The organism is Streptomyces sp. NPDC002032, assembly GCF_042890765.1.
GTDB lineage: Bacteria > Actinomycetota > Actinomycetes > Streptomycetales > Streptomycetaceae > Streptomyces.
The window spans coordinates 1-13,346 of the sequence record NZ_JBIASM010000025.1 but is presented as its reverse complement, the minus strand read 5'-3'; the positions used below and the strand labels follow the sequence as shown (position 1 = coordinate 13,346).

At 68.8% G+C, this 13,346-nt stretch carries 16 protein-coding genes; 11 read left to right on the top strand and 5 right to left on the bottom strand.

Going from position 1 to position 13,346, the window contains the following annotated elements; genetic code table 11:
- Positions 1-77: 77 nt before the first annotated feature.
- The 6 genes from ACFYYT_RS33875 (at position 78) to ACFYYT_RS33850 (ending at position 3,570) form a co-directional block, all read left to right on the top strand.
- Positions 78-266, top strand: coding sequence for a hypothetical protein (locus ACFYYT_RS33875; RefSeq protein ID WP_351826700.1), 189 nt, complete (start codon positions 78-80; stop codon positions 264-266).
- A 320-nt stretch (positions 267-586) separates the two neighbouring features.
- Positions 587-781, top strand: a complete 195-nt coding sequence (locus ACFYYT_RS33870; protein WP_351826699.1) for a hypothetical protein — start codon at positions 587-589, stop codon at positions 779-781.
- A 33-nt stretch (positions 782-814) separates the two neighbouring features.
- Positions 815-1,000, top strand: a complete 186-nt coding sequence (locus ACFYYT_RS33865) for a hypothetical protein (RefSeq protein ID WP_351826698.1) — start codon at positions 815-817, stop codon at positions 998-1,000.
- A gap of 57 nt (positions 1,001-1,057) precedes the next feature.
- On the top strand, positions 1,058-1,345 hold the full coding sequence (locus tag ACFYYT_RS33860; RefSeq protein WP_351826697.1) for a hypothetical protein: 288 nt from the start codon (positions 1,058-1,060) through the stop codon (positions 1,343-1,345).
- Between the two features lie 269 nt (positions 1,346-1,614).
- Positions 1,615-2,691 carry a replication-relaxation family protein gene (locus ACFYYT_RS33855; RefSeq protein ID WP_351826696.1) on the top strand — a complete coding sequence of 359 codons (1,077 nt, stop codon included), beginning with the start codon at positions 1,615-1,617 and terminating at the stop codon, positions 2,689-2,691.
- A 399-nt stretch (positions 2,692-3,090) separates the two neighbouring features.
- Complete coding sequence (locus ACFYYT_RS33850) at positions 3,091-3,570, top strand: hypothetical protein (RefSeq protein ID WP_351826695.1); 480 nt, start codon at positions 3,091-3,093, stop codon at positions 3,568-3,570.
- A gap of 64 nt (positions 3,571-3,634) precedes the next feature.
- On the opposite strand, the gene ACFYYT_RS33845 is transcribed toward ACFYYT_RS33850, so the two are convergent.
- Positions 3,635-3,850: a DUF6207 family protein gene (locus tag ACFYYT_RS33845; RefSeq protein ID WP_351826694.1), complete on the bottom strand. Its 216-nt coding sequence runs from the start codon at positions 3,848-3,850 to the stop codon at positions 3,635-3,637.
- 359 nt (positions 3,851-4,209) lie between these two features.
- Between ACFYYT_RS33845 and ACFYYT_RS33840 the strand changes: the two genes are divergently transcribed.
- Together ACFYYT_RS33840 and ACFYYT_RS33835 are read left to right on the top strand one after the other, a co-directional pair.
- Positions 4,210-4,431: a hypothetical protein gene (locus ACFYYT_RS33840; protein WP_351826693.1), complete on the top strand. Its 222-nt coding sequence runs from the start codon at positions 4,210-4,212 to the stop codon at positions 4,429-4,431.
- Positions 4,428-4,841 carry a hypothetical protein gene (locus tag ACFYYT_RS33835; RefSeq protein ID WP_351826692.1) on the top strand — a complete coding sequence of 138 codons (414 nt, stop codon included), beginning with the start codon at positions 4,428-4,430 and terminating at the stop codon, positions 4,839-4,841. The genes ACFYYT_RS33840 and ACFYYT_RS33835 overlap by 4 nt, the downstream gene beginning before the upstream one ends.
- A 100-nt stretch (positions 4,842-4,941) precedes the next feature.
- Here ACFYYT_RS33835 and ACFYYT_RS33830 read toward each other — a convergent pair whose 3' ends face one another.
- Positions 4,942-5,307, bottom strand: a complete 366-nt coding sequence (locus ACFYYT_RS33830; protein ID WP_351826723.1) for a transposase family protein — start codon at positions 5,305-5,307, stop codon at positions 4,942-4,944.
- Between the two features lie 11 nt (positions 5,308-5,318).
- Entirely contained in the window at positions 5,319-6,176 is an 858-nt protein-coding gene (locus ACFYYT_RS33825) for a hypothetical protein (RefSeq protein WP_351826691.1), read from the bottom strand.
- A 428-nt stretch (positions 6,177-6,604) separates the two neighbouring features.
- Between ACFYYT_RS33825 and ACFYYT_RS33820 the strand changes: the two genes are divergently transcribed.
- Complete coding sequence (locus ACFYYT_RS33820) at positions 6,605-6,817, top strand: hypothetical protein (RefSeq protein WP_351826690.1); 213 nt, start codon at positions 6,605-6,607, stop codon at positions 6,815-6,817.
- 539 nt (positions 6,818-7,356) lie between these two features.
- Here ACFYYT_RS33820 and ACFYYT_RS33815 read toward each other — a convergent pair.
- Entirely contained in the window at positions 7,357-7,764 is a 408-nt protein-coding gene (locus ACFYYT_RS33815) for a YidB family protein (protein WP_351826689.1), read from the bottom strand.
- A 362-nt stretch (positions 7,765-8,126) separates the two neighbouring features.
- On the opposite strand from ACFYYT_RS33815, the gene ACFYYT_RS33810 reads away from it, so the two are divergent.
- Positions 8,127-9,281: an epoxide hydrolase gene (locus ACFYYT_RS33810; protein WP_351826688.1), complete on the top strand. Its 1,155-nt coding sequence runs from the start codon at positions 8,127-8,129 to the stop codon at positions 9,279-9,281.
- Between the two features lie 36 nt (positions 9,282-9,317).
- Here ACFYYT_RS33810 and ACFYYT_RS33805 read toward each other — a convergent pair whose 3' ends face one another.
- Positions 9,318-11,978, bottom strand: coding sequence for a Helicase associated domain protein (locus ACFYYT_RS33805; RefSeq protein WP_351826687.1), 2,661 nt, complete (start codon positions 11,976-11,978; stop codon positions 9,318-9,320).
- 580 nt (positions 11,979-12,558) lie between these two features.
- Here ACFYYT_RS33805 and ACFYYT_RS33800 point away from each other — a divergent pair.
- Positions 12,559-12,753 (top strand): hypothetical protein, encoded by a 195-nt coding sequence (locus tag ACFYYT_RS33800; RefSeq protein WP_351826686.1) that lies wholly within the window; start codon positions 12,559-12,561, stop codon positions 12,751-12,753.
- Positions 12,754-13,346: the final 593 nt, after the last annotated feature.

The window sequence follows — 13,346 nt, the reverse complement described above, 5'->3', positions numbered from 1 at the left end:
CACAGGAAGCAGGACAACGAGGGAAGCCTCCGGCGGGAACCGCCCGTCGGCCAGTCACCAGGTGAAAGGTGAGAAAGATGAACGAGCCATTTGCGCGGCGTGAGGAGAGGCCGGCTCCATACGGCACTCCGCGGACGCCGTTCCAGACCCCCGCCATCGACCGCGACCCGGCCGGGCCCAAGGGCTCCGGCGAAGGAGTCGACGGAGTCGAGGCCAACTTCGGCCTGGGCGACATCTGGAACATCGCGAAGAAGGTCCTCTTCTAGAGACCGTCATGCAGCATCCGTCGCAGCGGTGGCGGGCGTCTGGGTCCCCTGCCACCGCTGCACCGTCCTGAGAGGACGCCGGGATGAACAGTGAGATCCCCCAGAGTGCGGCGTCGTCCGCCACCCTGCGGACGCCGTTCCAGGTGCCTGGGGTCGACCGGAGCCACGCCGCCCCGGCGCGCGCCGACAGCGACACACCGGGCGCGGAGGCCAACTGGGAAATGCCCTGGACACTCATCGGCCATGGAGCTAAGGGCATCTTGGACGCCTGGCTCTCCGGTCGGACTTAGTTCATCGGAACCGTAGGAAAGGACGCGGACATGAATGAAGACTTCTCAACCCGGGCGGCCCCGTCGGGCGTCCTGCAGACGCCCGTCCAGGCGCCGGCGGTCGACCGCACCCCCGCCGCTCCGGCACGCGTTGGTGCCGATTCGCCGGGCGCCGAGGCGAATTTCAAGATCGACTGGCAACGGTTGGTCCCCAGGGAAGGAGTCCTGCCCTGGGGCATGTACTAGCCCCTGGCACCGAAAGGGAAGGACAACACGGACATGAATGAAGACTTCACAACCCGGGCGGCCCCGTCGGGCGTCCTGCAGACGCCCCTCCAGGCGCCGGCGGTCAACCGCACCCCGGCGGCCCCGCAGGCCGCGGGCACCGTGAGCGGCGGCGTCGAGGCGGACTTCGCCTGGCTGATCCCTCTGGCCGCGAAGGCCATTGGCGCCCTGTTCAGGTGAGGGCCTCATGTCAGCGGCGGGTCCTTCCGCCGCGGTCGGCGAGGGAAAGGAGGCAGCATGTACAACACATCCGAAGCGGGCGCTGCGGATCGCGGGGCCCGGCTCAACCTACCCGTGCTGGGGACGGTGGAGCGCCGATGGGACACGTACCAGCCCTTCCTGAAGGCAGTGGGTGTCTACCACCTTGAGGAGGACCCCAGCAAAGTTGGCTACCTGATGGAGGAACCCCCGCCTAAATCCACCTTCGGCTCCGCCGTTGCGGACCCGTCCGCCTCGGACGGTCTGGACGACCGGGGGTGGAGCTGCCCGCCGGGTGAACCCTGTACCTGGTTCGGCCCGGTCTAGGGGTTCCGCTCCCCGGCCGCCGCCTACACGGCAGCGGCCGGGGAGACCTGTGAGGAGACCATGTGGTCACCGCCTTTCGGGTGTGCCGCCGGCCATGGCGGTGCCGATGGTGACGACGTCGTTCACGATCGTCTCCGAGCTCTGCGCCGCGCCCACCACATGATCACGGCTCGATAACGGGCGTCACACGATCGGCTTCGGCGGCACCTGTAGCAGGTGAATGCGGGACTCTGCCCGGAGTCCCGCGCCACCCGCGAGGAGCCTGAACGATGGCGTACGCCAGCAGCGCCCGGCAGCCAGAGCCGGAGCCGGGCCCGACCTGGTCAAGGGGTGCTGAGAGCCCCGCAGACGGTCCGGAAGCCGGTGCCGCGTCCAGTGCCGTGAACGATTTCAACGTCGTGCCGACAACCGCAGCTCACACCGCCCGTCAGGGGGCCGCTCGGCGCGCTGACACCTCTCTCCCTAACCCTGAGACAGCAGCGAAGGGGAAGAAGTCCACTCCCACGGCCGGGAAGGTACGGGCCGATGCTCTGAGGATGCTGGGGTGTGTAGGGATAGCCGCGGTTCGGCAGATGGCTCAGGTGATCACGGGGGAGGAGTCGGACGGACGGTCGTACGTGCGCAGGGCGATGGTGGAACTGGAGAAACTCGGGCTGGCGGAGACGAACGGCAAGGACGGCAAGCACCGGATCTGGAACCTCACCCCGGCAGGGCAGAAGGCTCTCGCCGACGGCAACGAGCTGCCTCCCCGACCGAAGGCCGGCACCGGAGCGAAGGCTGTCGGCGCCGGGTTCGGCCCGCACGGTCTCGCGGTGACCGACACGATCCTCGCCTACGCCGACACCGTCCTGCGCGGTCGCCGGGAGTTCCTGTCCGACTGGCAGGTGGAGGTCAACCACGCCATCAAGCAGACCGGCCTGTCCTTCAACACCGACGCCGTCCTCGCCGTGCCGACCAAGACCAGCGAGGTCCGCCTCTTCGAACTCGACAATGGAACCATGTCCCAGGCCCGCCTCGCGAACGAAGTCTGGGACTACGAGCGCTACGCCGGGCACCGCGTCTGGGAGGGAGCCCGCGGCACCACCGGCGGGACGTACCCGTTCTGGCAGCGCCACCGCTACACCCGCTCCACCACCTTCCCGCGGCTGCACGTCGTCCTGGCGGGCAAGGCCGAACACCTCCTCGACAACCGCCTCCAGGCGCTCACCGCCGCCGTGAAGGGCATCACCATCGCGGCGTGGGCCAACACCCTGCCCAGCCTCCAGGGCGGCGAGCCCTGGTACGAGATCGGCGTCGACGACCCGCACGAGCGCCGCGCCCGCTACCCCGAAGCGGTCGGCCGCTGACTGGTGCTGGGCAAGCCCAAGGGGAGCCTAGGCAGCCACCCGCGAGTGCGGCTTGCCCACCCTGCCCCGGAGGCACTCCGGGGCAGGCGGCATCGGTCACAGCCACCGCGGTCTTCCCGGCGAGGGGCTGGCTGACCGATGACCGGTCACCGTCTCGGCTGGGAGTTGCGTGGACCGGTCACGGCGCCGTCGTGCTGTTTGACCGATGGCGGGCGTCGGATCGGTCACGCTCGGCCGCGTTGACCGGTCACGTTCCCTGCTGGGTAAGCCCTCGCCGCGGAGGGCTTGCCCAGCGTCCGGGCCGCAGGACGGGACGCCTCCCAAGGTCGTGGCAGCACCGTCTGGGACGCGGCGGCCCGGAGCCGGCCGAGGCCGCCGCGCCGGCCATACACCGGAGCCATGAGACGCAACACGCAGTCCTACGCCGGGCTCGTGCCGAGCCTCCCGGGAGACATGTGGCATGCCCTTGCCTCTTTCAACGGGGCCCACGGCGAGCCCGTCGGCCGACTCGTACCCTTCGACCACCCCGACGCGTTCCTCTCCCTCACCCAGCCCGACGACATCGCCTTCACCGCGCGAGTGGAGCTGTCCGGCGGGGAGACGACGAGCCGGCTCCACAAACTGATCACGACGATCACCCGCGACATCACCTACGAACTGGGCAATGCCACGCCCGGGACCGCGCTGGAGATCATGGTCGGCAAGCGCCACCAGATCGACCTCCACGCCGGTCACGTCGACGGCCTCGCCCGGCTCCTGCGCGATGCCGTCGACAACATCAACGCGCATGGCTCCTGCGGAGGCGACGGATCGTGCCGCCACTGCCATGGCACCGGGCGGGCGTATCCCGTGTGGGGGGTGAAGGACGAAGAAGCCTGAGCGTCAGGGCAAGCCTTAGGCGACCCTGGGCAAGCCCTTCACGAAGGGCTTGCCCAGGCTCCACTCACGGGCTGTGCCGTCCCGGGCGCAGGACGTCGGCGTAGATCCGGGCCCGGACGCCGGGCTCCCCGGGATCCCGTCGCACCGGGCCGACACCCGATGTGGCCCAGTGCTCGTCCAGCGCGGCCATGACGGCCCGGACGGTGTCCTCGTCCCCGCCGGTGATGTCCAGGACCACCAGGCCGGGCTCCGCGATGTGCTGCTCGTCGATCGGCTTCATGAGCCCTGCGACGGCGTTGGGACCGGACCGGTTCGCCGGCGGCCCCCGTCCACTCGCACGAGGGATCCCAGGCCGGGGGGTGTCGCATGGTCGGCAAGCTCTGTCGGGGTGCGGCCCCCGTCGCGGCCCTGGTGGCCAGGGCCGCACCCCGTGCGTCCGAACGTACTCCGGGGCCGAAGCCGCCGGTGGGGCTTTTCGCTGGTGGCCGTGAACTGCCGCCTCACCCGTTCGCGCGCGGCCGGGCGCTAGTGGGGTGCGACGGGAACAGGCTGGGCGCATGTCCGCGAAGCTGATCGTCTACCCGCCCGACGAGCAGGGTTCTCCAGACGTCGAGGAATGTCTCATCTGGGGGAGATTCCGTGTGCCCCGTAGCCTTCGGCGGCGATCCTCCGCTCGACCGCTGCCAACCCTCCCGATGCGCCAACAGCATCATCGGGCCAGAACACCTACCGATCTGGACGGCCGAACGCACCTCCCTGAACCGGCTGCGAGCCGATCCCCAGCTCCCCACCAACCGCCGGGTTCTGCTCGACACCCAGCTGGGCGAGATCAACCTGATGCTCAAGAAGGCCGGACAATGACCTCCGCCAAGACCCAGCAGGCCCTGCGGGATGCCATGGAGCGGCTCCTCTCCGGCCAACCTGAGCGCACCGACGGCAAACTCACGAAGAACAACCTCTGCCGCGAGGCCGGCGTCAGCGGGGCCACCATGAACCGGGCGACCGAGATCCTCACCGAGTGGGACGGCCGCATCGCCAGCAGTCCGGCTGGCACCCTGCGGCACCAGCACACATCGGAGCTCGCCGCACTGCGCAGAAAACTGCGCAAGAGCCGCGAGGAGTGTCACACCTTCCAGGACCAGGTCGACGCCGCGGCCGCCGTCATCATGACGCTTCTCGCGGAGAATGCATCGTTGCGTGAGCACGCCATCGGCCGTTCAGCCACGGTGATCCCCATCCCGCTGAGCCGCGGACACGCTACGAGTGAGTGAGATCGTTCCATCCTGATTCCGCAGGTCACAGGGATGGTGTGGGCCGGGAGTGACGGGCTCGCACCGGTCAGGAGCGTGATCGTTGCGGGGAGATCATCGGTCACCTCTGGACTTCGGTGTTGGCGAGGAAGAGGAGGGCTCGCAGGAGGGCGGTCGCGTGGCGGGAGTTCATGCGGACCTTGGCGAGGATGCGCCAGGACTTGAGGTTGGCGAAGCCGCGCTCGACGGCGGCGCGTTCGCGGTTGAGCAGGCGGTTCGCTTCCTTCTCCGCGTGAGTGACTTTGTGGTTGTTGGTGGCCTTGCGGCCGGTGATGATCACCGGGTCGGTCTCTGGTTGGTCGTCCAGGCCGATGAAACCGAGGTCGGCCAGGGAACCGAGGCCGGCTTCGCGGAGATGGGCGGTGATCTTGTCGTGGCGGGCGCCTGTGATCTCGCTCGACCGTCCGGGCCGGGCCCGAGACCTCAGCCCCGGATGGCTTACCGCTGCCGCGTAAGGATGTACCGCTCACCCGCATCCGGCTCGCCGATCCAGGTGAAGACCGTCGGGTGTTCCTTCGTACCGCCGATGTCCCAGCCGAAGGACAGGCTCTCGCAGTTCGAGATGCTGAGCTCGAACGGCCGGTCACCCTCGTTCTCGGTTAGCTGCCATGTCCCGGTGCAATTGGAGGCACCGGACTGCTCACCTGTGGCCTCGTACTTGATGACGCCCTTTGCCGTCACCGTGCCGTCCGCCTCGAAGCGGAGGCTTCCGCCGCCGCCGTCCGTCCAGGTGCCGACCATGTCGGCCTCAGTGAGCTGGGGCGGTTCGTAGATCTTGAGGATCCCCGAGCTGTACGCCGCGACCCCGACCGCAAGCGTCACCACGAGCAGCCCCAGACCGCCCAGCGCCACGCCCCCGAGCACCCGCCAGCGGGCCCCGGGCTTTCCGGGGTTCCCCGCCGCCCGGGCGCACAGGGTCGCGGGTGCCAGCCCGACGATGAGGCTGAGGGCAAGGACGGGATAAACGAGCAGTCCGCCGAAGCCGGCCAGGAGCGTGCAGGAGCCGATGACCAGCGCCAGGGCGACGGCAACGACCGCCACAGTGGCCAGGGTGAGCTGCCAGCTGTCGCGCCGGCCCGTACGACGGGCCACCGCACGCCCGAGGAGGACGAGGGGAAGCACCGCCATCGCCGAACCGGCCAGCCCTGCGATCACCGACATGACTGCCAGCAGTACGAGCGCGAATATGGTGCCGAACAGCCATCCGAGGCCGCCTTCACCTCCGTGAAACTCGGACTGCAAGACGATCAGGACGGCGACCAGCGCGGCGATCACGGCCTCAGCCCCGACTGCCACAGCCCCGACGGTGAACACCGCACCGTTCCCGCCGTCCGGGGGCCGCACGGGCATGAACCCCTGCGGCGGCACACCCGGATCCCCAGGAGCCCCCGGCGATGTCAGCCCCCATCTCGGCGGCGTGGTCTGCGTCATGCGTCCCCCCTATGTCCAGGCACATCATGCACCTAGCCACACCGGAATGATCAAGGGGGGAGGCAAAGCGCTCACGCCCCCGCCAGCTCCGACTCCGCTCCCAGGCCGCATGCTCATGGAACTGCACTCAAATCCTCCTGCGAGCCCTCCTCATCCTCGCCAACACCGAAGTCCAGAGATGACTGATGATCTCCCCGCAACGATCACGCTCCTGAACGGCGCGAGCCCGTCACTCCCGGCCCACACCAGCCCTGCGACCTGCGGAATCAGGATGGAACGATCTCAGTGACCGTGTGTCTCATGAGACACATCAAAGTCTGGAGAAACAGGGCTGGCGCCGGGTGCGCTACGACGGCGTCGCCATCGGGGTCGCGCACCGGCCTGCCGACATCCGGGTCTTCCTCGCGGCCGCCGGGCTGGAGAACGCTGACGATGTGGACCTCACCGACCCCGACTTCGTGGAGTGGCGAGGCGCCGGCCCAGAAGCCTGGGAGCCCTCCCGCTGATCCTCCGCGGGATGGTTGCACCGGAAGGGGGCTGGAGGGTTGTCTGCACGGTTGTACTAGGCGGGGGACCGTAGGTGTGACCGTGAGTGGGACCCCCCGAATCTGGTGATCTTGCATTCGTGCAGGTCAGATGCCGTGGGCAAGCCCCTTTCAGAAAACGACACCTCTTACCTCGCGATAGCCGAGGGGAGAGGTCTATCCGTATCCCGGGGGGGGCCGGCGGCGCGGAGGGGTACATGTACCGGTATGGCGCGTGAACGGATCCGGTGGCCCCTCGTCGTGGACCGCGCTCGGGAGATCGTGGACGGGTACGCGCCGCTGAAGGTCACTCTCAGGCAGGTGATCTCTCCATAGCTTGCGGATGTCTGATTGCAACGAGTGACGGATAGCTGATGAAGGAGAGAGCCTCCACAAGGAGGCCGGGGGTCAGCCGAGCCACGATGAACGGGGCCTACGCCACAACGCGGCCCTCCATGAGGAACCTGCCGGCCACGGTGCGGTGGTCGCCTTCAGCGAGCACCGCACCGTACCGGCCGAGATCATCGGAGGTTGAGCACCGGTGCCTGCCCTGACGGCAGGGGGTCAATCCCGAAGGAGAGCCCCTCCGGGGGCTCAGCGAGTTCGACTTCGTCGGGAACCTCGGAGAACAGGACCAGCAGCACGTCATCGCCAACGGTGCCCTGACGAAGAACACGCGTCATCGACCCGTCCGGCGTCGCTGCGTCGGTAACCCGAGGAAGCCGATCAGCCAGATACGCCGCAGCCTCCGCGGGACCCTTCCCGAGCGCGCCCGCGACCCGGCCCAGGCCCTCCTCCCCGAGCGCGTCGGTGATCTCAGCAGCGGTCACCGGCTCATTGGCGCCCGTTCCGATCCACGACGCCACCTGATGCAGCGTCAACACGACCGGCTCAGCGGCCGGTACCTCGTCGGCTTGCGATTCACTCATGACCCTCATCCCCTCTTGATCGTCACGCGAGCGATCGCCCGCCCAACCCCCTGATCCCTGCACCGTCTCAGCGGCGTTCACACCCGAACCTCTCAGCCTCGCGCCGACGCATGCGGGAACCCCTAGATCGGCATTCCAGACGCGTCTCACGAGACATCGCAACGGTGGAGAACAGTCGATGTACCGGTTGGCGACCGTCCCCTGGAGGCGAAGACGATCCGCGCGCCCTTGGACCAGGCCAGCTCCTGCCGGCCCGGTCCGCCCCGGCGGATGCGGTTAGGCTTGGGCCGGTCGCGTGATGCCGTCCGCCTGCGCGATCGCGGTCCGTGGCACGGTTCTGCTCACCGCATAACGTGGCGATCATGTGCGCTGACATCAGGCCTTTCCAGATCCAGATCCCGCAGGCCGATCTCGATGACCTCCATGATCGCCTCGCTCGTACCCGTTCGCCTTACCCGGTGCCGGGGGCCGATACGGAGTGGGACCACGGCATCCCGTCCGGGTACCTGCGCGAGCTGGCCGAGTACTGGGCCGACGGGTTCGACTGGCGCACCCATGAGGCCCGGTTGAACAGCTTTCCGCAGTTCACGACCGAGATCGACGGGCAGACCATCCACTTCCTGCACCTGCGCTCCCCGGAGCCGGACGCCACACCCCTGCTGCTCAACCACAGCTACCCGACGTCGTTCGTGGAGTTCCTCGAGGCCAGCGGCCCGCTCACCGACCCCCGTGCCCACGGCCACGACCCGGCCGATGCGTTCCACGTCGTCATCCCCTCGCTGCCCGGCTTCGCGTTCTCCAGCCCCCTGTCGGCGCGCGGCTGGAACCTGGAGCGCACCGCGCTGGCCTTCGGCGAGCTGATGACCCGCCTGGGTTACGAGCGCTTCGGTGTGGAGGGCGGCGACATCGGGGCCGGCGTGACCGGGCGGGTGACGACGCTGATGCCCGAGCGGGTGATCGGCGCGCACACCCACGGCGACCGGCTCCAGCTCGGCATGGCCGGCGAGGACCTTCCGGTACCCGACGGCCTGACCCCGCAGGAGCTCGCCGGCCTGGAAGCAGCGCAGCGCAGTTGGGGGCAGCTCAAGGGCTACAAGGTGCTGCAGCAGACCCTGCCCAACGCCCTGGCCGCGGGTCTGACGGACTCGCCGGTCCTGCAGCTGGCCTGGATCGCGGAGAAGTTCGTGCAGTGGGCGAACCCCGCCACCCCGATCAGCCGCGACAACGTCCTGATCACGGCGAGCCTGTACTGGTTCACCCGGACGGGGCCGGCGGCGGGCGACTTCTACTGGGAGCTCGCCCACGCCGACAACCCCGGCTGGGGCAGCACCAGCGGGGTGCCCATGGCCTCCTCGCTGTTCTACAGCGACCCCCTGGTCCGCAAGGTCCTCGGACCCCCAGAGGGCAGTAGTGTCTTCTTCCGCGAACACGCCGAAGGCGGACACTTCCCCGCCTTCGAGGTCCCCGACCTCTTCGCAGACGACATCCGTGCCTTCTTCCGCACCCTCCGCGGCTGACACAGCGCGCTTCGCGCCCGGACCGGCGTTGGCGTGTCAGGCCCAGTCCACGCCCAGTTCCTTGAGGGCGGCGTGTTGGTCGGTGGTGAGTTTGTCGCGCCGGGTTTTGGTGTTGGAGACCCACACGCCCAGCTTCACGACGACCGGTTCGGCCTCACCTTCGACCGCGATCTCCTCCCCGTGGGCCCTCGGGACGGGCCGGTGGGCGCCTTCCCGCTCCACCCACTGCGTGAGGGCCGCCAGGCCCCGCTGGAACGCCTGCTGCGCCTTGCTCGGCCCCTTCGCCCCGCGACCGGCCGAAGGGGCGGGAAGCGGCGTCTGGTCGGGTTGCACGCCCAGCGCGGTCAGTCGTTCCTGCTGTTCGGGCAGCAGCCGCGCCCAGGTGGCCGGTTGCTTCTGCTGTTGGAGCCACCGTCCGATGTCGTCGCCGTCCCACAGGACGCCCGGCGCGATGTGGGGCAGGACGCCGTCGGCGTCGACCAGGTCCGCGAGCACGCGGTAGTACCGCTGCCAGTCCAGTGGCCACGGGCAGTCCCAGTCCTTGTCGATCGCGGTCAGCTGCGCCGCGCGCTCCGCCGCCCGGTCCGGGTTCTTGCCCAGGCCGTTCTTCGCACCCTTGCGGCGGAGGTTGGCCATGTGCTGTCCGATGGGCGCCATCGTGTCGTCCTCGCCCCACATGGCGTCCTGTCGGGGCGCGAGGTGCCCGGTGGCCCGCCGGTACGAGCGGAGTACGGCGAGCTTGTTCTCCCAGGCTTCCTCGCCGGGCTCCCAGACCATCCCGGCCTCCGGCGCGTCCAGCAGGGTCTTGCGCCGGTCTTCCAGCTCCCCGGCGCGCAGGGCCTTGCGCTGCTGGTGCACCCACCGCCCCAGAGGGAAGTTCTTGGTGACGCCGACCTCGGTCTCTGTGTCGTACGGGACGGCGTAGAGGCCGGTGATCTCGTTCTCCTTCCGCCAGCGGATCAGGGCCTGGTAGCCCTCCAGCCACACCAAGGACTCGGGCCGGTAGACGCGTGTGCGCAGGAACGCGGCGATGGTGGCGGCGTCGCGCGGGCTGGAGAAGTGGAGCAGCGCCGACTCGGCTGCTGCGTCGGCGCCGTCCTCCTGGTCCTCGTCCTCGCCGCTGGCGCCGATGATCTGCCCGTCCTCGTCGCGCCGCAGGTGGGTCTTGCGCTTGCCGCTGGTGAGGGCGCGGGAGGCGAGCTGCTCGACGAGGCGGTCGTCATGACTGCGCAGGCCCTGGAGGACGGCTACAAGGGGGCGGAAGCTGGCACTGGCGACCATGTCGGTCGGGTCCTCGCCGGGCTCAAGGAAGACGGGCACGATGATCCGGGCGATCTTCGTGGATCCGTCCTTGTTGAGGCGGAGCGCGCGGCCGATGTTCTGGACGATTTCGACCTGGGAGCCGCGGGTGTCGGCGAAGCAGATCGCCTCGACACCGCGTTCGCCGGTGATGTCGACGCCTTCGCCCAGGACGCGTACGGAGGCGAGGAACGCCCGGTGTACGCGCCGGTTGTCGGCGTCGATGCCGTTGGCGAACTGTCGCAGGACCTCGCGTCGCTCGGTGACGAGGTGGTCCCCGCACAGCCACGCCGACCAGACCCGGTCCGGCGGGACGTGGCGGCCGGCCTCCAGTTCGTAGAACTCCGCGTCGATCGACGACTTCGGCAGCTTCTCCGCGGCCGCCAGATCGGCATCGGAGGCATCGGTGACGTACAGCTCGGCCGCCGTCTCCGGCAGCTTCTCCGCGAACGCGGCCGCCTCCTCGACCTTCTGGTGGAAGGTCATGACCGTACGCAGGTTGTACGCCGCGGCGTGCTCCAGGAGCGCGGCCTGCAGCAGCGCCAGCCGCCGGCCCCGCTGCGCCTCCTCGGACTCCCCGAGGACGGGGGAGGGGTCGCGGATCTCCAGGACGTCGATCTCGAAGCCCGCAAGGATGCCGCGCTCGATCGCCTCGGACAGCCCGAGCTCGGCCAGCCACGCGCCGTAGGTTCCGTCCGGGTCGTCGGCCATGCTCGCGATCTCCGGTTCCTGGCCGTCGGCGCCCTTCTGTGGCCGGGCCGCGGCCAGGATGCGCGGGGTCGCGGTGAGGTAGAGCCGGAAGTCCGCCGGGATCCGGGTGTTGTCGTGGATCGCGGCCCAGGGTCGTCCGAGGTCGCCGGCGGTGCCGTGCGCTTCGTCGACGATGGCGAGGTCGAAGCCTGCCATCCGCTGCCCGTAGAGGCGCTCCCCGCCCGCCAGAGCGGCCTCCAGCGGCCCGCGAACCTTGCGCTGGCTCTCGGGTGCGTCGATGGCCTCACGGTCCACCAGGGAGGCGTACGTGGCGAACACGACGACCGGCCCCGAGGCAGCCCACAGCGCGAGCTGGATCGGGTTCGTGGTGGTCCGCACCCCCAGCTCACCCAGCACCGGGTCGTTCTCCAGCGAGCACACGGCGATCATCGGGGCCCGGTGGCCGACCAGCCGCCATGCCTGGGCGGTCTGCGCGAGCAGGTCCAGCGTGGGGACCGTGATGAGGATCCGACCGTCGGCGAACGACTCCAGCCCGCACGCAGCGGCTGTGATCGTCTTGCCCGAGCCAGTCGCGGAGACGATCGTGCCCCGAGCACCCTGAGCCGGTACAGATGACCTTGCAGGGAATCCAACCCATTTCCGAAACGCCGACTTCTGATCGACCTGGTGCTCCCGGAGCTGAATCATCGAGATTGAACCTCACATCTATCTCTCGACGGGCACGAATACGGACGGGCTCAGGTCACGGTTCCAGGCGCCACGTCAAGGATCGAATCAGGGGCGGGAGGTGACCTATAAGAGATGGCCATGACGGCATCGGCTTGAGAAAATGGGACCATGGACGAAGACTTCTGCGAAGTGATGTTCCTGCCCAGCTCCCAGTGCGACCACTGCCGAACAGTGCGATCGGAGCTTCCCCGAAGGGTGTACGTCACCAAAGGCGGGAGCGTCTACCACAGGACGCCTAACTGTGAAGGAATCAAAGACGGCCAGCGCTACGCCCGCTGGAGAGGAGACGAGACCCATGATGCTCAGTCCGTACCTCGCAGCGATGTGCAGGCCCAGCGAGGACCCTGTGAAATCTGCCGTCCTGACCTGATCCATAGACGCCCCTAGGCAGTCCCTCATTTCCATCAAGGGTACATGCTGCATCAGATTGATGCAGCATGTACCCTGGACCTCGAAACGAACGGGTGACCTGTACGGCCGATCTCGACTCGGCTCACCCCCCCCGGCCGGATCCCCGCCCCCTGTGGAGGATTGCCCAGTGGACCCCACGCCTCATGAACTTCTGGCTGATCTCTACGGATACGACCAGGACGCCCATTTCGACGCCACCCAGCTCCGGCAGGGCCTGGCTCATCAGATGACCCCGGCCCAGCTCGACAAGCTCATAGCCGCTGTCGAGGCGACAGCGGATCCAGCAGTCGATCTTGAAACGGCCACGGCACTCCTCGACTGACTGACGACCAGAAGGAAGCGAAGAGGAGTCGGATGGTCGAAAACTCTTGGACGCCCGCCCATCAGGCGGTCGAGTCCAGCGACCCTGCCGAACTTACCCGCCTCCTCGACAAAGGCCCGGACGTCAACGAGGTTTGCCAGAGTGGCCCCGGGCTGAAGAGCGAAGCGGACCGGCCTCTGGAGCCGGTCTTCGAGTATCAGCGTGGTGACGGGGTCGGTGCTGGCAAGCGTCTGCATGGCCCTTGTGCCCCGGTCGCCGGTTAGGCCGTAGCCGCCCCCGTGCAGGCTGGGAGGTTTCCGCCGTTGGGTTTCCAGTGCTGGATGCTTCGCTGCCGACCCCGTCAAGGGGAGACGCTAACCGGCACCACTGACACTGCTGCTGGCGCCCGCGGAGCGGGCTGGTCCTGGAGGCGGAGCCGGAAGGGCCCGGGAGGGGGAGCGGAGCGGACCCACCCAACGGGCCGAAGGCCCGGACCCCGTGAAACGGGGTCACACAGGCCCGCGGAGCGGGCCGTTCGGGACCGAGCGAAGCGAGGCCCCGAACCTGTCCGGAGCGAAGCGTAGGACTCCGGCCCGAAGGGCCGGCCCCGGCTC

Coding starts and splice junctions, on each gene's coding strand:
- ACFYYT_RS33875 (WP_351826700.1), top strand. CDS start 78: ATGAACGAGCCATTTGCGCGGCGTGAGGAGAGGCCGGCTCCATACGGC.
- ACFYYT_RS33845 (WP_351826694.1), bottom strand. CDS start 3,850: ATGAAGCCGATCGACGAGCAGCACATCGCGGAGCCCGGCCTGGTGGTC.
- ACFYYT_RS33805 (WP_351826687.1), bottom strand. CDS start 11,978: ATGATTCAGCTCCGGGAGCACCAGGTCGATCAGAAGTCGGCGTTTCGG.
- ACFYYT_RS33870 (WP_351826699.1), top strand. CDS start 587: ATGAATGAAGACTTCTCAACCCGGGCGGCCCCGTCGGGCGTCCTGCAG.
- ACFYYT_RS33835 (WP_351826692.1), top strand. CDS start 4,428: ATGACCTCCGCCAAGACCCAGCAGGCCCTGCGGGATGCCATGGAGCGG.
- ACFYYT_RS33865 (WP_351826698.1), top strand. CDS start 815: ATGAATGAAGACTTCACAACCCGGGCGGCCCCGTCGGGCGTCCTGCAG.
- ACFYYT_RS33810 (WP_351826688.1), top strand. CDS start 8,127: ATGTGCGCTGACATCAGGCCTTTCCAGATCCAGATCCCGCAGGCCGAT.
- ACFYYT_RS33850 (WP_351826695.1), top strand. CDS start 3,091: ATGAGACGCAACACGCAGTCCTACGCCGGGCTCGTGCCGAGCCTCCCG.
- ACFYYT_RS33860 (WP_351826697.1), top strand. CDS start 1,058: ATGTACAACACATCCGAAGCGGGCGCTGCGGATCGCGGGGCCCGGCTC.
- ACFYYT_RS33855 (WP_351826696.1), top strand. CDS start 1,615: ATGGCGTACGCCAGCAGCGCCCGGCAGCCAGAGCCGGAGCCGGGCCCG.
- ACFYYT_RS33815 (WP_351826689.1), bottom strand. CDS start 7,764: ATGAGTGAATCGCAAGCCGACGAGGTACCGGCCGCTGAGCCGGTCGTG.